The 17,910-nt window shown below is 61.2% G+C and carries 14 protein-coding genes; 9 read left to right on the top strand and 5 right to left on the bottom strand.

Going from position 1 to position 17,910, the window contains the following annotated elements; genetic code table 11:
* Window positions 1-777: a DUF1194 domain-containing protein gene (locus RHIBUN_RS0115420; RefSeq protein ID WP_025660211.1), complete on the bottom strand. Its 777-nt coding sequence runs from the start codon at window positions 775-777 to the stop codon at window positions 1-3.
* 279 nt (window positions 778-1,056) lie between these two features.
* On the opposite strand from RHIBUN_RS0115420, the gene RHIBUN_RS0115415 reads away from it, so the two are divergent.
* Window positions 1,057-2,022 carry a trypsin-like peptidase domain-containing protein gene (locus RHIBUN_RS0115415; protein ID WP_025660210.1) on the top strand — a complete coding sequence of 322 codons (966 nt, stop codon included), beginning with the start codon at window positions 1,057-1,059 and terminating at the stop codon, window positions 2,020-2,022.
* Between the two features lie 394 nt (window positions 2,023-2,416).
* Here the strand turns inward: RHIBUN_RS0115415 and xdhC are convergent, their stop codons facing one another.
* Window positions 2,417-3,271: a xanthine dehydrogenase accessory protein XdhC gene (xdhC, locus tag RHIBUN_RS0115410; protein ID WP_025660209.1), complete on the bottom strand. Its 855-nt coding sequence runs from the start codon at window positions 3,269-3,271 to the stop codon at window positions 2,417-2,419.
* Window positions 3,272-3,506: 235 nt separating this feature from the next.
* On the bottom strand, window positions 3,507-4,565 hold the full coding sequence (locus RHIBUN_RS0115405) for an AraC family transcriptional regulator (RefSeq protein WP_025660208.1): 1,059 nt from the start codon (window positions 4,563-4,565) through the stop codon (window positions 3,507-3,509).
* A 154-nt stretch (window positions 4,566-4,719) separates the two neighbouring features.
* Between RHIBUN_RS0115405 and RHIBUN_RS0115400 the strand changes: the two genes are divergently transcribed.
* The 8 genes from RHIBUN_RS0115400 to RHIBUN_RS0115365 all read left to right on the top strand — a co-directional run bounded on the left by RHIBUN_RS0115400 (window position 4,720) and on the right by RHIBUN_RS0115365 (window position 13,454).
* A complete protein-coding gene (locus RHIBUN_RS0115400; RefSeq protein WP_018858001.1) occupies window positions 4,720-5,487 on the top strand; it encodes a 3-hydroxyacyl-CoA dehydrogenase in 768 nt (255 codons plus the stop codon).
* A gap of 25 nt (window positions 5,488-5,512) precedes the next feature.
* Complete coding sequence (locus RHIBUN_RS0115395) at window positions 5,513-6,700, top strand: acetyl-CoA C-acyltransferase (protein ID WP_025660207.1); 1,188 nt, start codon at window positions 5,513-5,515, stop codon at window positions 6,698-6,700.
* A 22-nt stretch (window positions 6,701-6,722) separates the two neighbouring features.
* Window positions 6,723-7,850: an acyl-CoA dehydrogenase family protein gene (locus RHIBUN_RS0115390; RefSeq protein WP_025660206.1), complete on the top strand. Its 1,128-nt coding sequence runs from the start codon at window positions 6,723-6,725 to the stop codon at window positions 7,848-7,850.
* A 68-nt stretch (window positions 7,851-7,918) separates the two neighbouring features.
* On the top strand, window positions 7,919-9,151 hold the full coding sequence (locus tag RHIBUN_RS0115385; protein ID WP_025660205.1) for a thiamine pyrophosphate-dependent enzyme: 1,233 nt from the start codon (window positions 7,919-7,921) through the stop codon (window positions 9,149-9,151).
* Between the two features lies 1 nt (window position 9,152).
* Window positions 9,153-10,166 (top strand): alpha-ketoacid dehydrogenase subunit beta, encoded by a 1,014-nt coding sequence (locus tag RHIBUN_RS0115380; protein ID WP_018857997.1) that lies wholly within the window; start codon window positions 9,153-9,155, stop codon window positions 10,164-10,166.
* Between the two features lie 3 nt (window positions 10,167-10,169).
* Complete coding sequence (locus RHIBUN_RS0115375) at window positions 10,170-11,426, top strand: dihydrolipoamide acetyltransferase family protein (protein ID WP_025660204.1); 1,257 nt, start codon at window positions 10,170-10,172, stop codon at window positions 11,424-11,426.
* Window positions 11,427-11,431: 5 nt separating this feature from the next.
* The gene (gene lpdA / locus RHIBUN_RS0115370; protein ID WP_025660203.1) at window positions 11,432-12,829 is read left to right on the top strand and encodes a dihydrolipoyl dehydrogenase; all 1,398 of its coding nucleotides are present in this window, start codon (window positions 11,432-11,434) and stop codon (window positions 12,827-12,829) included.
* A gap of 100 nt (window positions 12,830-12,929) precedes the next feature.
* Window positions 12,930-13,454, top strand: a complete 525-nt coding sequence (locus RHIBUN_RS0115365) for a hypothetical protein (RefSeq protein ID WP_025660202.1) — start codon at window positions 12,930-12,932, stop codon at window positions 13,452-13,454.
* A 19-nt stretch (window positions 13,455-13,473) separates the two neighbouring features.
* Here the strand turns inward: RHIBUN_RS0115365 and RHIBUN_RS0115360 are convergent, their stop codons facing one another.
* Together RHIBUN_RS0115360 and traA are read right to left on the bottom strand one after the other, a co-directional pair.
* Window positions 13,474-14,490, bottom strand: coding sequence for a substrate-binding domain-containing protein (locus tag RHIBUN_RS0115360; RefSeq protein WP_025660201.1), 1,017 nt, complete (start codon window positions 14,488-14,490; stop codon window positions 13,474-13,476).
* Between the two features lie 115 nt (window positions 14,491-14,605).
* A complete protein-coding gene (gene traA / locus RHIBUN_RS0115355; protein WP_025660200.1) occupies window positions 14,606-17,860 on the bottom strand; it encodes a Ti-type conjugative transfer relaxase TraA in 3,255 nt (1,084 codons plus the stop codon).
* Window positions 17,861-17,910: the final 50 nt, after the last annotated feature.

Genomic DNA, 17,910 nt, shown 5'->3' with positions numbered 1-17,910 from the left:
TCATCGCTCGAACATGTCCTGCCATTGCCGCTCGCCGATCATGCAGTCGGTCGCGGGCTGGCCGGCGATCCGCTGTGTCGCCGGCGGCGGAGGAAGACCACTGACCTCAAGCACAAGTTTCCGCCGCACCGCGACGGCGAAATCCTCGATCTTGTAGACTGGCAAGACGAAAGAACCCGGGCCGCCGATCACGCAATCCGCATAATACCTGTCGAGACCGCCTGGAGCCCCGGACGGGCGCAGCATGAGCGCAAGTCCATTGATGACCATGCCCGTCTCCACTGCCTTGTCGCGAGTTGGCGCAACCGGACTGCCGGAATTGTTCGTACCGTCTCCCGAGACGTCGATCACCTGTCGCATACCGGTGTAGGGGCTGGAGACGATCATCGCAGCCCCTTGCGCAATCGCGGTGGAGATCGACGTGCGGCGCTGCGTGGCGATCGGCCGCTGCTCGAGCTTGTTGGCAAAGTCGATCGCGTCCTGCTCCGTCGCGATCACATGCCAATCGATGACGGAATCCGGCACCACGTAGCCCGCCCATTCGAAGTAACTGATCGCAATGCGGCCTGTGAGGCCCCCGGTCACCGCGTCGATGAATTCTCTGTGCTTGAGCGCCTCGACATAGCCTTCGCGCTGGATGCGAGCCTCTTCCTGATCCATGGATCGAGAGGTATCGACTGCGAGGACGAGTTTCACGTCAACCTCGCCTCCCCCGGGTTCCGCCACAACGGGGGTTGCACCGGAGAGGCTGATCAGCATCGCGAGCGTCGCAAACATGGCACTCCAATCCCCTTATCCAAGCAGTCAAAAATGTAGCACAGCTTGATATGCAGGCGACGGTGCCTTGCATCCCCTGGGTCAAATTTCAGTGATGGGTCTGCGCGATGCCGGCGTCTCTGAACGTGCCCGCTACAGCAGCTCGGACTCACCCCTTGATTTAAGTTGCGCACAATCTCATCTGAATAGACACTATTTCAACCTGTCGAACCGACAGCCCCTCGCCTTTGCAGCCGCTGCCGTTCCTCAAAGCGACGCTTGCGCGTCGGAGGAGTTTTCATGGGATTCCTGGATCGTGACATCCAACCGTCTCAGGACGCTAGCCTGTTGGATGCCTATTCTCATTCTGTATCGAACGCGGTCGACCTCGTCGGCCCCGCGGTCAGTCGCATCGAAAGGGTGGGCGGCCGCGCCGGACACGGTTCCGGCTTCGCGATCTCTCCCGATGGTCTTGTCGTGACGAACAACCATGTCGTCGACGATGCCAAAACCGTTCGCATCAAAACGCCAGATGGCGCTGTGATCGAGGGCAAGGTGCTGGGCCGGGATCCGGACAGCGACCTCGCTCTCATTCGAGCGAACGACTGGCCGGGCGCCTGGGCCAAGCTTGGGGACTCGAAGAGCTTGAAGCGCGGCCACATCGCAATCGCAATTGGCAATCCGCTCGGTTTCGAGTGGACCGTGACGGCTGGCATCGTATCCGCGCTCGGCCGATCGATGCGCGCCGCCAGCGGACGCTTGATGGATGATATCATCCAGACCGATGCGGCGCTCAATCCTGGAAATTCCGGAGGCCCGCTTGTGTCCTCGGCAGGCGAGGTCATTGGCGTTAACACGGCCGTGATCCAAGGTGCGCAAAGCATCGCCTTCTCTGTCGCTTCCAACACCGCCAAGCATGTTGTGTCGGAACTCTTGAGGTTCGGCCATGTGAGGCGCGCCTACATCGGCATCGCGGCGGATACCGTGGAACTGCAACGCCGCGTGGCCCTGGAAGCCGGGCTTGTCCAGACAACGGCAGTGCGACTGCGCCGGGTCGAAATTGACAGTCCCGCAGCGCGAGCCGGGCTTCGGGAAGGTGACTATCTGCTTGCGATTGATGGCCACCCGACCTCTGGTATCGACGACGTGGTCAGGCTCATGGATGGCGACAGGATCGACATGGACGTCGAGGTGCTGATCTTTTCAGTCGCGGGGCGGATCGAACGCCACACGGTCCGTCCGACCCATCGCCCGAAGTCGGCTTAGCCGCCAGGCCGTAGCCCTCGACCTCGCCCAATCTTACACGCGGTCTCAAGCTGTGAAGGAACGACCGAGCGCCCGCGATTGTTTCCTAGTTGAAAGGAGACGTCATGAGAGAAGAGTTACGCGAGATATCGTATTCACCGGCCATGTTGCAGAGACAGTATTGCCTCGACAAGGGAGAAGCGCGGCGGCTGCTGACCAGTTTCGGCAGCTCCCGGCATGAAATGGATAGGCTGCTTGCCGCGCGAGGCAGAACAACATTGCATCGAAGGCGCGAAATTCATACGCCTCTGTCAAGAGTTCCCTTTGGCATCGGATAGCCACCGATCGTGACATCGTAACAAATCACGGTCGGTCAGGAACCCGACGGCTGCCTGGGAGCGGTGGCGTCGAAAGGTCATTCGTCAGCCTTAAGCTTGTGCTTTCCGCTACTGGCCCCCGCGCCGAAAGATAGCACCGCCACCATAATCTCGGCAGCCGCCAGCGTTGCGATGACAGCGGGGCGCTTATCTTTTATGGCGGTGCCGCCGATCGGGCAGACGAGGCGATCAAGAAGCTCTGGCCTGCCCACTTCGCGTGATAACCAATTCCTGAAGGTCGCACGCTTCGTCTTCGAGCCGATCATCCCGACATAGGCGGCATCGTCCCGACGCAGTGCTTCCGTGGCAATCAAAAAGTCGAGCGCGTGATCGTGGGTGAGGATGACAAACGCGCTTCCTGCCGGTGCATTGCGCACGATCGCCTCGGGCACTGCGGTCAGGCACGTTTCGATCCCCGAAGCACGCGAGGCGGCAAGCTCGTCTTCACGGGTATCGACCAGTATTGTGCGCAATGGCGCCAGTGACAGTGCAAGGGCCAATGCGTCGCCGACGTGACCGGCTCCAAAGACATAGACATGGGGCCGTTGGGCAATCTCGTCATCGGCCCGAGCAATCAACTCATCGGCCAGTTCGTTTGTGACCGCGGTGAAGGAAAGGCCAACGCGACCACCGCAGCATTGACCGATCTCAGGCCCGAGAGGAATGCTCATCGTCGCTACCGACTGGGACTGGCGGAGCGCCCGTCGTGCCTGGTCGATCGCCATATATTCCAGTTGACCACCGCCGATCGTTGAAAAGGAGCGGCTCTTGGACACCAGCATCCAGGCATCGGTATCGCGCGGCGTCGAGCCGGCTGCTCCCGTCACTTCGACGAGTATGCAATCCGGTTCTCCGCGCAAAAAGTCCCGCAAATCCTCGCGAGCGGCCGTCATACCGATCAACCTTTCCTTTTAAGTACACACATGCACTCGATGGCCCTCAACACACGTCTGACATGGCCGAAGCACCAATGCACGAAGGAATATGATAGTCCGCAATGCTCGCCGCCGCCATATCGCAGGCGCCTCCTCGACAGCGGCCCCTCGTACTCGGCACGGCAATGGTGCGCCGTTTAAATACATCGTCAGCCGGGTATCTTCCTGCGCCGAGGGCGGAACTTTGAAATGTTCAGGGCTCGATCCGGGATACGTGACGCATAGTCCTCGAGCTGCGCCCGTCCTGCCCGGCCGCGCCACTGCCCTCGCGCCGGAACGCGTCGGGGCTTTTCGACATCCATTTGCGGAAGGCTCGGAAGAAGGCGCTGGGCTCCGAATAGCCAAGCTGGGCGGCGATATCGCCTGTTGTCTTCGACGTGTTGAGCAGCAGATCGACGGCAAGATCGCGGCGTATGTCATCCTTGATGCCGGCGTAACTCTGGCCTTCGTCACGCAAGCGGTGACGCAAGGTTGAGGGCGGTATCCGCATTTCAACAGCGAGATCCGAAAATGTCTTCCATGCGGCCGGAGGCAACTTGTCCAGGCGCCGCCTGACGCTGGAGGCGAGCCCCGCATCGTAGCGATAGCGCACGAGGATATTGGCCGGTGCGCCCCGCAAAAACTGCTTCAGCGCCTGTTCCGTGCGCGTGACCGGCAAATCCAGCATTGCGCTGTCGAAACCGAGGCGACTGGTTGGTTGTCCAAACCTGACGGGCGCTCCGAAGAAGAGCCGATAGTCAGCCCCCTGCGTCGGCTCGGCGCAACGGAAATCGACAAGCCGAATCGGAATGCGTCTGCCGACCAGCCAGCAGGTTATCCCATGGATAAGGATCCAATAGGTGCGATAGGCGAAGGCCGACCGTGCTTCACAGGCGTCCGTTAACTCGATCTGGGCAAGCCCGTCTCTGACAACAAGCTTCCCACGCGGATCGTCCAGCACTACGTCGAGGAAACGTAGTGCCCGTCGCAGCGCATGGCCGAGCGTCGGCGCGTGCAGGACACAATGGCAAAGCAGCGTAAAGCTGCCGCTGCGCATCGGACGCCCGCCCATCCCGAAAAACTCGTCATCGAGCTCCTTGGCAATCGCAAGCCAGAGAGCGCCATAGCTCTCGGCGGATACGGGCTCATCGATAACCTCGGGCAGCCCCAGCGACACAAGAATTGGCACTGTCGGCCGCCCTGTTCGGCGCAAGCTGTCAAGCGCCTCCTCGACGAAGCCGCGCGCGATCATGCGTCTCTCAATGTCAGCCACCAGCTCCTCCACCTATGGCAAAACTGTCCGAAACAATGCAGCATTTTTGTCATCGCTTGCAATATGGCGACGGAATAGAATCCGTCAGCTTGGGCTGGGCCGGGGAGGTTGGCACGGTTCGGGCAGACGATCGCGAGGTGATGGGAGCAAACCGATGCTGATCCGTGAAGGAAGCTTTATCGTTACCGGTGGAGGTTCTGGCCTGGGCGCTGCCACGGCGCGCATGCTGGCTGAGAACGGCGCGCGCGTCATCATCGCCGACCTCAACGAGACTGCCGGCGAAGCGATCGCCGCGGAACTCGGGGTGAACGCAAGATACATCAGGGCCGATGTGACGAGCGCCGGGGATGGTGCAGCTGTCGTGGCCGCCGCGATGGAGGCCTTTGGCGGCCTGAGCGGGCTGGTGAACTGCGCCGGCGTGGCGCCGGGCGAGAAGATCATCGGTCGCAACGGCCCCCACGACCTCGACAGCTTCGTGCGCACGATCACCATCAACCTCGTTGGCACGTTCAATATGATCCGATTGGCGGCATCTGCCATGCAGCAGCAGGACCCGGACGCTGAGGGGGAGCGCGGCGTCATCGTCAACACCGCATCGATCGCGGCCTTCGATGGACAGGTTGGACAGGCCGCATACGCAGCGTCCAAGGGTGGCATTGCCTCGATGACGCTTCCGATTGCACGCGAGCTTGCCCGCCATGGAATTCGGGTCGTGTCGATCGCCCCGGGCATCTTCGAGACGCCGATGATGGCCGGCATGCCACATGAGGTGCAGGAAGCGCTCGGCAAGAGCGTGCCTTTCCCGCCGCGCCTCGGAAGGCCTGCGGAATTTGCGGCGCTGGTGCGCCATATATGTGAAAACAGCATGCTGAACGGCGAGGTCATTCGCCTCGACGGCGCACTGCGCATGAGTGCGCGCTAGCGCGTTTTGACCAGGAGACTTGAACATGGCTTTGCAGGACCCTGTCGTCATTGTCGGAACGGCGCGCACGCCGATCGGCGGCTTCCAAGGCGAACTCAAAGGGGCAACGGCGCCCGACCTCGGTGCCACCGCGATCCGCGCGGCACTTCAACGAAGCCGCGTGGAGCTGGATGCCGTCGACGAGGTCGTCTTCGGCTGCGTGCTCCCGGCCGGCCTCGGCCAGGCGCCTGCCCGGCAGGCGGCGATCGGCGCGGGCCTGCCTTTCTCGACCGGTGCAACCACCGTCAACAAGATGTGTGGCTCCGGCATGAAAGCCGTCATGTTGACACATGATCTCCTGGCAGCGGGCAGCGCCACGATCGGCGTCGCCGGCGGCATGGAAAGCATGACCAACGCGCCCTATCTTCTCGATCGTGCCCGTGGCGGTTACAGGCTCGGCCACGGACGCGTCATCGATCATATGTTCCTCGACGGGCTGGAGGATGCTTATGACAAGGGACGTTTGATGGGCACCTTCGCCGAGGACTGCGCCGAAGCTTACCAGTTCACGCGCGAGGCGCAGGACCGTTATGCGGTGACATCATTGACCCGAGCGCAAGAGGCGATCCACACCGGCTGCTTCGAGGCCGAGATCACGCCAGTCACGATCGCTGCGGGAAAGAGCGAACAAACGGTCAGCCGGGACGAGCAGCCGGGCAAGGCGAAGATCGACAAGATCCCGCTCCTCAAGCCTGCCTTTCGTGACGGCGGGACCGTGACAGCTGCCAATTCCAGCTCGATTTCCGACGGTGCGGCCGCCCTCGTGCTGATGCGTCGTTCCGAGGCCGAGCGCAAAGGACTGGCACCGCTCGCGACCATTACTGGACACGCCACACACTCGCAGGCGCCCAATCTCTTTGCTACGGCTCCGATCGGCGCCTTGCAGAAGCTCTCCGATCGCACCGGCTGGCCGCTCGAGACCGTCGATCTCTTCGAGATCAATGAGGCCTTTGCGATTGTCGCCATGGCTGCGATGCGCGACCTCAGGCTACCAGAGGAAAAGGTTAACGTGCACGGCGGAGCCTGCGCTCTTGGCCACCCGATCGGCGCATCCGGCGCGCGTATCCTGGTCACGTTGCTTGCCGCCCTCAAACGCTACGACCTGAAGCGCGGGATGGCAGCTCTGTGCATTGGCGGCGGCGAAGCGACCGCCGTGGCCATCGAGCGGCACTAGAGCGGACAGCAAGGAGGCAAGCATGGTTCTTTCCGATCTCCAGCAGCAAATTCGCGATCTGGCACGCGATTTTGCCCGCGAGCAACTTGCCCCTGGTGCGGCAGCACGTGACCGGGAACACAGGTTTCCGCGCGAAGAGCTGAGCGAGATGGGCGAACTCGGTCTGCTTGGCATGCTGGTTCCCGAGGAATATGGCGGCTCCAATACCGGAACGCTCGCTTATGCAGCAGCTCTCGAGGAGATCGCTGCAGGCGACGGGCCATGCTCGACGATCATGAGCGTCCACAGTTCGGTCGCATGCGTACCGATCCTGAAGTTCGGCACCGAGGAGCAAAAGCAGCGTTTCCTGCCGAAGCTTGCCAGCGGCGAATGGATTGGCGGCTTTGCGCTGACGGAGCCGCAAGCAGGTTCGGAAGCGTCCAACCTGCGCAGCCGCGCGCGCCTCGATGGCGATCACTACGTGCTCGACGGCGCCAAGCAATTCATCACGTCGGGCAAGAACGGTCAGATGATCATCGTTTTTGCGGTGACCGATCCGGATGCCGGCAAGAAGGGGATTACCGCCTTCATCGTACCGACCGACACGCCGGGCTACGAAGTCGTCCGCGTCGAGGAAAAGCTTGGCCTGCATTCGACCGACACCTGTCAGATCGCCTTCAGCAGCATGCGCATCCCGGCCGAATTGCGGTTGGGTGCGGAGGGCGAAGGCTACCGGATCGCGCTGGCAAATCTCGAAGGCGGTCGCATCGGCATCGGCGCTCAGGCTGTCGGCATGGCACGCGCCGCTTTTGAGGCAGCGCGCGACTATGCACGCGAACGCACGGCTTTCGGCAAGGCGATCATAGAGCACCAGGCGGTCGCCTTTCGCCTTGCGGATATGGCGACCCAGATCGAAGCGGCGCGCCAACTCGTCTTTCACGCTGCGGCACTGCGCGACAATGGCCTGCCGTGCCTCTCCGAAGCATCGATGGCCAAGCTCTTCGCGTCCGAGATGGCAGAGCGGGTCTGTTCGGATGCGATCCAAATCCATGGGGGCTACGGTTATATGGCGGACTATACGGTCGAGCGCATCTATCGGGATGTGCGCATCTGCCAGATTTATGAAGGCACAAGCGACGTGCAGAGAATGGTGATCGCGCGCAATCTATAAGAACAAGAACTGCGGCGTTCCTCTTTGAGGAGAGAAGCGAACATCGCAGTTGGGAGGGAAAATACGATATGACGGACACAGCTCAACTGAGCCTTCATGTGCCGGAACCTGCCGTCCGGCCGGGCGGTCTACCCGATTTCTCCAACGTGAAGATAGCCAAGGCAGGCGTGGTGCCGCGCCCCGAGGTCGACGTTGCGCCGGAAGAGATCCGCGACCTCGCCTACTCGATCATTCGTGTCCTCAACCGCGAGGGAGAGGCTGTCGGCCCATGGTCGGGCATGCTCTCCGACGAAGAGTTGCTGACCGGCTTGCGCAACATGATGAAGCTTCGCGCCTTCGATGCTCGCATGCTCATGGCGCAGCGGCAGGGCAAGACGTCCTTCTACATGCAGCATCTCGGCGAGGAAGCAGTCAGTTGCGCCTTCCGCAAGGCGCTTCGCAAGGGCGACATGAACTTCCCGACCTACCGCCAGGCAGGTCTCCTGATCGCCGACGACTATCCGATGGTCGAGATGATGAACCAGATCTTCTCGAACGAAAGCGATCCGTTGCGAGGGCGCCAGCTGCCGATCATGTATTCGTCGAAGGAACACGGCTTTTTCACCATCTCGGGCAACCTCGCCACCCAATATGTCCAGGCGGTCGGCTGGGCCATGGCGTCGGCCATCAAGAACGACAGCAGGATCGCGGCTGCCTGGATCGGCGACGGCTCGACGGCGGAGTCTGATTTTCATTCCGCTCTGGTGTTCGCCTCTACCTACAAAGCCCCGGTCATCCTCAATATCGTCAACAATCAGTGGGCGATTTCGACATTCCAGGGGATCGCCCGCGGCGGCTCCGGCACGTTTGCAGCGCGCGGACTTGGTTTCGGCATTCCGGCCCTGCGCGTCGATGGCAACGACTATCTCGCGGTCTACGCCGTCGCACGTTGGGCAACCGAGCGGGCACGGCGAAACCTCGGCCCCACCCTGATCGAATATGTCACCTACCGCGTTGGCGCCCATTCGACATCTGATGATCCGAGCGCCTATCGGCCAAAGACGGAGTCCGAAGCCTGGCCACTGGGCGATCCGGTGCTGCGCTTGAAAAAACACCTGATCATCAGGGGTGCATGGTCGGAAGAGCGGCATGTCCAGGCCGAAGCCGAAATCATGGATGAGGTGATTGAAGCCCAGAAGCAGGCCGAGCACCACGGCACGCTGCATGCAGGGGGCAGACCCTCGGTGCGAGACATCTTCGAAGGCGTCTACGCGGAAATGCCGCCACACATTCGTCGCCAGCGGCAGAAGGCAGGTTTCTGACATGGCCAGGATGACGATGATTGAAGCGGTGCGCAGCGCCATGGACGTTTCAATGGCCCGCGACGACAATGTGGTGGTGTTCGGCGAGGACGTCGGATACTTCGGCGGCGTGTTTCGCTGCACCCAAGGACTGCAGGCAAAGTACGGCAAGACAAGGTGCTTCGACACGCCGATCAGCGAGTCCGGCATTGTCGGCACCGCGATCGGCATGGCGGCCTATGGTCTCAAGCCCTGTGTCGAGATCCAGTTCGCCGATTACATGTATCCGGCCTACGATCAGATCACCCAGGAGGCGGCCCGCATCCGCTATCGCTCGAACGGCGACTTCACATGCCCGATCGTGTTGCGAATGCCCACTGGCGGCGGCATTTTCGGCGGCCAGACTCACAGCCAGAGCCCGGAAGCATTGTTCACACATGTCTGCGGCTTGAAGGTCGTCGTACCCTCCAATCCCTATGACGCGAAGGGGCTGCTCATTTCCTCGATCGAGGATCCGGATCCGGTGATGTTCCTGGAACCGAAGCGGCTCTACAACGGGCCATTTGATGGCCACCACGAGCGTCCGGTCACGCCATGGTCGAAGCACGACCTCGGAGAGGTGCCCGAGGGCCATTACTCGATCCCGATCGGCAAGGCCGACATCCGGCGCTCGGGCTCAGCCGTGACGGTCATCGCCTACGGCACGATGGTGCACGTGGCGCTTGCCGCCGCCGAAGACACGGGCATCGATGCCGAGGTGATCGATCTGCGCAGCCTCTTGCCGCTCGACCTCGATAGCATCGTGCAGTCCGTCAACAAGACCGGGCGCTGCGTCGTCGTCCATGAGGCGACCCTGACGTCGGGGTTTGGCGCAGAGATCGCATCTCTCGTGCAGGAGCACTGCTTCTACCATCTCGAAGCGCCGGTCATGCGCGTTGCCGGCTGGGATACGCCCTATCCGCATGCGCAGGAATGGGACTACTTCCCCGGCCCCGGACGGGTTGGACGGGCGCTTGCCGAAGTCATGGAGGCCTGACACATGGGCGAATTCACGATCAAGATGCCCGATGTCGGCGAAGGTGTGGCGGAGGCCGAGCTTGTTGAATGGCACGTCAAGGCGGGCGACCCGGTCAAGGAGGATATGGTCATCGCCGCCGTCATGACCGACAAGGCGACGGTCGAGATCCCTTCGCCCGTTACGGGGACCGTCGTCTGGTTGGGCGCTGAAATTGGCGACAAGATCGCCGTCAAGGCGCCGCTTGTCAGGATCGAGACTGGCGATGGCGAGACGGCAGATGACGTGAAGGCACCTCCTGCCGAGGCACCGGCGAAAGCTGCCGACAGTCCACCCCCTGCCGTCGAGCCGGACACCCGGCCGGTCACCAAGGCCGCGATTGTGCTTCGCCCCGAGGCTTCGACACCGGCAGAAAAGCCGCTGGCATCACCATCCGTGCGGCTCTTTGCAAGGGAAAGCGGCGTTGACCTGCGCCAACTCAAGGGATCGGGACCCGCCGGCCGCATTCTTCGCGAGGATGTCGAGCTATTTATCGCGCGCGGCGAAGTGCCGTCCCAACCGGTAACGATCGCCAAACGGACGTCGACCGAGGAGATCAAGCTCACCGGCCTCAGGCGCCGCATCGCCGAAAAGATGTCGTTGTCGACCTCTCGCATTCCCCACATCACCTATGTCGAGGAAGTCGACATGACGGCCCTGGAGGAATTGCGGGCCACCATGAACCGCGACCGCAAGCCGGAGCAGCCGAAGCTCACTGTCCTGCCGTTCCTGATGCGGGCAATTGTAAGGGCTGTCGCCGAACAACCGAACGTGAACGCGACCTTCGACGACGACAAGGGCATCCTCACCCGGCATGGCGGTGTCCATATCGGCATTGCCGCACAGACGCCCGCCGGTCTTGTCGTCCCTGTTGTCAAGAACGCTGAGGCGCGTGGGATCTGGGATTGCGCGACCGAGATGGGCCGCCTGGCGGATGCTGCGCGCGCGGGCACCGCAACCCGCGATGAATTGAGCGGTTCGACCATCACCATCAGTTCGCTTGGGGCGCTTGGCGGCATCGTCTCGACTCCAGTTATCAACCATCCGGAGGTCGCGATCGTTGGCGTCAACAAGATCGCCGTGCGCCCGGCCTGGGACGGCACCCAATTCGTGCCGCGCAAGATGATGAATCTTTCCTCGAGTTTCGACCACCGCATCATCGACGGATGGGATGCCGCCACCTTCGTCCAACGTGTTCGGGTCCTTCTCGAGACGCCCGCCCTTATCTTCATCGAAGGCTAACATCCATGAAAGAGATCGTCTGCAAGCTTCTCGTCATCGGCGCCGGGCCGGGCGGCTATGTCTGCGCCATCAGGGCCGGACAACTCGGCCTCGATACCGTCATCGTCGAGGCGGGCAAGCCCGGCGGCACGTGCCTGAATGTCGGATGTATTCCGTCAAAGGCGCTCATCCATGCGGCCGAGGAGTTTGGTGCCACAAGACAGATGCTTGCTGGCAAGAACGCAATGGGCATTCGTGTCGAGGCTGCGTCGATCGACCTTGCAAAGACCATCTCCTGGAAGGATGGGATCGTCGGTCGGCTGAATGGAGGCGTCTCCGCCCTGCTGCAGAAGGCCAGGGTCAAGATCGTTCACGGTCGTGCGGCCTTCCGCGACGGCAAAACCGTGGAGGTCGAAACCGAGGTCGGCACGCAGGTCGTTCGTGCCGAGACGGTGGTGATTGCTACGGGTTCCGAACCTGTGGAACTCGCAGCCCTGCCGTTCAGGGGTCGGGTCATCTCGTCCACGGAGGCGCTCTCGCTGGCCGAATTGCCGAAGAAACTCGTTGTTGTGGGTGGTGGCTATATCGGCCTCGAACTCGGCACGGCATTTGCGAAGCTGGGGTCGGAGGTAACGGTCGTCGAGGCGATGGAGCAGATACTGCCGCAATATGATGCCGATCTCGTGCGGCCGGTTGCACGACGGCTTGGCGAACTTGGCCTTCGGGTCCTGACAGGCGCAAAAGCGAAGGGCCTTTCGGACGACGGCAATGCGCTGGCCGTCGAGACGTCGGACGGCCAAGAACAACTGCTTCCCGCCGACCGCGTGCTGGTGACCGTCGGTCGCCGCCCCAAAATATCGGGATCGGGTATCGAGGAGCTCGATCTCGATCGTACAGGACCATATCTGCGTGTCGACGATCGCTGCCGCACCTCGATGCGGGGCGTCTATGCGATCGGTGATATTACCGGCGAGCCAATGCTGGCCCATCGCGCCATGGCGCAGGGAGAAATGGTTGCGGAGATCGTTGCCGGCAAGCAGCGTGCCTGGGACAAGCGTTGCATCCCGGCGATCTGCTTTACCGATCCGGAAATCGTAACGGCAGGACTTTCGCCGGAGGAGGCGCGCGCCCAAGGCTACGCGATCCGGGTCGGGCAATTCCCGTTCAGCGCAAACGGCCGCGCAATGACGATGGTGTCTGAGGAAGGCTTCGTGCGGGTCGTGGCGCGTGCGGATACCGGTCTCGTTCTTGGCCTGCAGGCCGTCGGTGCGGGTGTCTCAGAACTGTCGGCGAGCTTTGCGCTGGCAATCGAGATGGGCGCACGGCTGGAGGACCTCGCGGGCACGATCCACGCGCATCCGACACGGAGCGAGGCCCTGCAGGAAGCAGCACTGAAGGCGTTGGGGCACGCGCTGCACATCTGATACGATTTTTCCGCAGGAACGGCTTGGGAAGCGCGATATCGGTTTGGCCACGCCGCACAATCTGATAGCAAGCGCGCTCCACGTCACCGGAGCAGTTGAGATGGCCGCCGCAATGTATCGAGACTACATCGTTGACCTGAAAGCCAGGATCGATGATCTGCACACCAACGCGGAGAGCTATCAGAGCTACGCGCTGACGATGGAACTGCTGGCCCACAAGAACCTTGTCAGCTACTCCGCAAAAAAAGCGAAGGGGCAAACGGAAGGCCTCTCCTATCGACGCGACTTTACGACGGGGCAAGCTGTCCGGATGCAGCAGGAAAGCGCCTATGCGCTGTTCAGCGGGTTCTTCAATCTTGGCCAGTTTCTGGCCTTCACCGGACAGGGGCGCGAGCAGGATGCCAAACAGTTCGCCGAGCTTCTAACCGATAATTGGCAGTACCCGACCTGTGCGGTGCATTTTGACTACCGTCGGAAGGGACAACCAAAGACGGCGTCCACCCGAATGCACTTTGTCGGATTAAATGGGGAGGCGGAAGCCACATCCTACGAGCAGACGGCTCGAACGGACAGTTTGGTGCTGCGCAGGCCTTTTGCATCTGCTCTGTTCTGGGAATGGAAATAACGCGGTCGGGCAGATCGACTTAGCCGCCTCGAATCGAGCCGCGCCAAACCAGTTCGGCATGAAGTCTGATCGACTGCTCCTGGACGTCGCCGTCATTGTCCGGCTGCGAATGCGAGAGCCAGTCGATCGCCTTGGAAGCTATCGCTGAAACCGGCTGTGCGAAGGTGGTCAGGTCATACGAGGACCATGAGGCCTGCTCGATATTGTCAAAGCCTGCAATGCACAGCTGGTCTGGCACCGATATCGAAAACTGGTGGCGGGCGGCGTCCATGAACCCGCATGCAAGGAGGTCGGTCGCGCAGAAGACGGCATCCGGGCGTTCCGGGCGCGTCAACATTCGCTGTGCAAGGACTTTTCCCGCACCATAACCCGTCCACCCATGACGTTCGACAGAAACCTCCATTCCGAGCGCATTCGCCGCCGCGATGAATCCCCGCTCACGAGCCATCAAGCTTGGTGTTCCGGCTTCCGAGTTGGCAAAAGCCAGCTTCCGGCATCCAGCTCTGACGAAGGCTGTCACCACCTGCCCGGCCGCCTCGCGATCATCAAGATTGATCCGCAATGGACCGGGCTGTTCGTCATCGCGATTGATGAGGACAAGCCGCTGTCCGCTTCGCAGACAGAGTTGTGCGATGGATTTGTCCGGCATTCCTGACAGGATGATCGAAGCATCCGCGCGATAGCGGATCGCTTGGCGAAGGGCCTGGTCGACGCTGCCGTCCGAGCGGTCCGTGTTGATCAACATCGCCACCTTGCCGGCATTCTGCAGCAACATTGTCAGTTCGCGTAGCAAAGCAGAACGATTGGGTGTCGCCACGTCGGACACGATGAGGCAAACAATGCCGCTTTCATTGCGCATGAGACCGCGGGCAAGAGCATTTACGTGGTAACCGAGCGTTTCGGCTGCCTCGAGCACCCGTCGCCGGGTCTCGGGTGAGACGCTGGCACCTGGCGTAAACGTCCGCGACACAGCGGATCGTGAAACGCCCGCTCTATCAGCGACTTCCTGCGCACTTACGAACACCTTCTCCGACACGCGTTCCCGTCCCCCACCCACATGAAGTCTGCACATTGCTGAACGGCACACAAGTCGAGTTTTTGCCTTCCGCCATGAACATCTGGTGACAGCCAGTGCATCGGCCTTGTCGACGCTACATCCCCAATCGCAACCCCTTCCTCCGTGAAAGCGAGCGCTTCATCTCACTCTGCTGAGTGAGTTCGGCCCGATGGCTACGATCGGCGAGGCGTACGACGCCGCGGATGCGCTCGATCTCGCCAGTCTGATTGAGCCCAGCCCGCCTCAGCTGCTCCGCAAGATCTGACGGATTGGCGCGGCCGAAGCGTTTTTCGACCGCACTGGCCGTCTCACTTGCCTCGTCGAGCGCCTTGGAGCCCTCGATCGTTGCCTTTAGCTGTGCAACGAACGCCCCCTTTTCCGCGTAAGGCAGATCATCGAGCTTCCGAAGCAGCACCTCGGCATGATTGCTGAGACCAGGCACGTCGATCACATCCTCCTTTTCTCGCCTCCACTGCTCGGAACTGCATTCCGCCTTAAAACGGCGTTGCCAAGTCTTTCCGGATTGTTCGACACGAAACGCAAGCGCGTTGACGAGGCCAAGTGCGTGTCGGCGTTCGGCGTTCTCTCCGAATGTTCCTGTCCTTCCGACGAGAGTGCCGACTGTCTCCGGCGTGGAGCGAAGCTGTTTCCCGAGTTCAGCAGGGTCTGCGGTTCCTTCGACAATACGGCCCCGCAACCCGTCAATGACGGCATGTGCGTTGGAGTATATCCGTCGGGCAAGCAACTTCGCGGATTCCCAATCGCGTTCAAATACCGGCATTGCTTTCAAGCGTGCGACGTCATCCACGCTGTTCTCATACTTCGCGATAGCCGGGATTAGCACCGGACGATCATGACCGTGGTCAAGCCTCTCAGGACGGGCGCCTTCACACACATTATGACCACTCAGCGACGGCGTTTGGTGCGTCGGCGCGACGGTGTGCCCAGCCGGAACGGACCGCTCCTCCTTCTCGGCCTCACCGCCCTTGCCATGGTGATCACCTATGCCGTGTCGGCCGGCAACCGATGGGGCATAGTCGAGCGTGGTCTCCTTGGCCCCTGACCTGCTGAGTTTTTCACTCAAGGACCGCACTGTCTTGAACTCGTCCAACCCTGCATAAAGCTGTGCCTTCTCACGATGACGGGTCATTGCGACGTAGGCCAGATGTCGGTCCATGGTCCTCGATGCCAGAACAAAACTGCAATCCACCGTCGACCCTTGGGTCTTGTGGATTGTTGTCGCGTAGCCGTGGTCAAACGCCCGATAGCTATTCACCGGCATGGTCACGCAGCGTTGGCCATTTGCCGCCCGTGCGCTTCCATCAAGCCGGACTTGTATTGCGTCCGGCGCGACAGATATCACTTCACCCAACATGCCGTTCTTGACGCCGAGGTCGCGATCATTATCCAGGAAAACGATCCGATCGCCCCGGGCGAAGGCGCGTATCCCGTTGTTCGTCCGGTAAGTGAGTTCATGACCCTGAACGTCCGATCCTTTGGCGCCTTTCGCAAGACCACCACGCTCCTGTAATGCTGCCCGTATTCCAGCATTGATCGAAGCCACGTCCTTGCGACTGTGCGCCATCGCAATGCGTGTACCATCAGGGTTTGCCGATCGGTCAGCAACATAATCCGCAATGATCGCCTTCAAAGCATCCTCGCGGCTTGCCTTCAGATGAAGATTTCCGTGTGCGTTGTAGGCTGACAGCCCAGCAGTGGTCCGGTGAGAGGCAAAGTCGATTGAGGCCCGCTTTTGCCAATCCGATCTTTGCCTGCGAACTTCAGAAAGCTGCGCATGTCCGACCACGTTTGCGATTGCTCGAAACGGCGCTCCTGCTCCAATCGCCTGGAGCTGTTCATGGTCTCCGACAAGGACGAGTTTTGCTCCAGCCTCCCTGATCTCCTCGACGAAGCGCGCAAGCTGCCGGCTTCCAATCATTCCGGCTTCGTCGATGACGAACACATCCCTCGATCTGGGGCGACTGCGACCGGCCTGCCAACTGTATTCCCAGGACGCAAGAGTACGGCTCACTATGCCTGACGATTCCTCCAACCCTTCCGCCGCCTTGCCGGCGAGCGCTGCCCCGTGAACACGATAGCCTTGAGCCTCCCAGGCCTGCCGAGCGGCTGCCAGCATCGTGCTCTTGCCGGCACCGGCCATGCCGAGTACCACAGCGATCTGACCAGGCGCGGTGACATGTTCGATCGCACGACGCTGTTCGCCCGACAGGCCATGCCCCGATGATGCACCGCTCGCCTTGATCAACCGGTCCTGATCGAAAATCGCTTCTTCAACGTGCCGCTTCGAGACCCAGTGCTTTTGACGTCCTTTCATTGCCAACACCGAGGTTGCCATCGCACCCTCGACCGCAACCATCTCCATCGTCGAATAGCGTGCCTCTCCACTGCCGCCGCGATCCGCTGTTTCAGGTTTCAGTTCGACCAGCGCCTTGGACGACATGACTGAAGCAAAGGCATTCTGGAATGTCTGCGAATCATCATTGATGTAGCGGTGCAGGGCCCGGGCAATGTCGTAACGGTTGAAGACACTCTTCTCGTTGGTGATGAGCTTCAGAATCTCTTCGGGACGCCGGCGAATGGTCTCTGCATTTCGATCTGCCGATTGCGGAGCGATGCGGGCACGCGAGACTTGCCCACCTTGGCGACCTATCTGGGTCGCGTGAACACCGACATGTTCAGTCGGCTCGATCGTCAGCCCAGCGTCCTGGTGCGAGCGGTGGTCAATGCGAACATCGACGCTTGCTTTCGCAAGATGCCGATTGGCGAGGTGCTCCCAGGCTTGCCGGAGCTCCTGCAGCTGCAACTGCGACGGGAGCATATGGTTGGCGAGAAGCCATCGGTTCTCTCGCTCAAGCAGCGTCTTATCGCCAAGGCCACACTCTTTCACCTCTCGGGTCGTCATCATCAGATGCGCGTGACAGTTGCGCAGATCGCTTTTGACGTCGGGCTGATGGATTGCGAAGTCGACAGCCGTGCCATAGCGATTGGCGAGATGCTGGGCGAGCGCACGGGTCAAAGCCAAGCGCTGATCTGGATTGAGTTCGTGCGGCAGCGCGATCTCGAATTCCCGGGCGATACGCGCGTCGCTTCGCTTCTCCGCACGCTCGGCGGCGTTCCACAAGACCGATCGCTTCATTGCCCAATCAGCCGACACTTCAGCGGGCAATACGATCTCGGCATGCTCCACACCCTTTTTGTTGGTGAAGTCATGGGTCATCCCGTCGCGCTCATTGGTGAGCCGCGCCGCGGCACGATAGGCGGCGGAGGCGACAGCACTGCGCCCGCCACTGCGAGCGATAGCCTTCATGCTGAGATGGTAGATCGCCATAGTCCTCCTTTCCCGCGGGGTCTGCCGGCCCGCGCACTGAGTTGCCCCGC

Origin of the sequence: Rhizobium sp. IBUN, from assembly GCF_000510625.1 — a bacterium.
Taxonomy (GTDB): Bacteria; Pseudomonadota; Alphaproteobacteria; order Rhizobiales; family Rhizobiaceae; genus Rhizobium; species Rhizobium altiplani.
The sequence above is the reverse complement of the archived record's forward strand: the minus strand, read 5'-3'. Positions and strand labels throughout refer to the sequence as shown.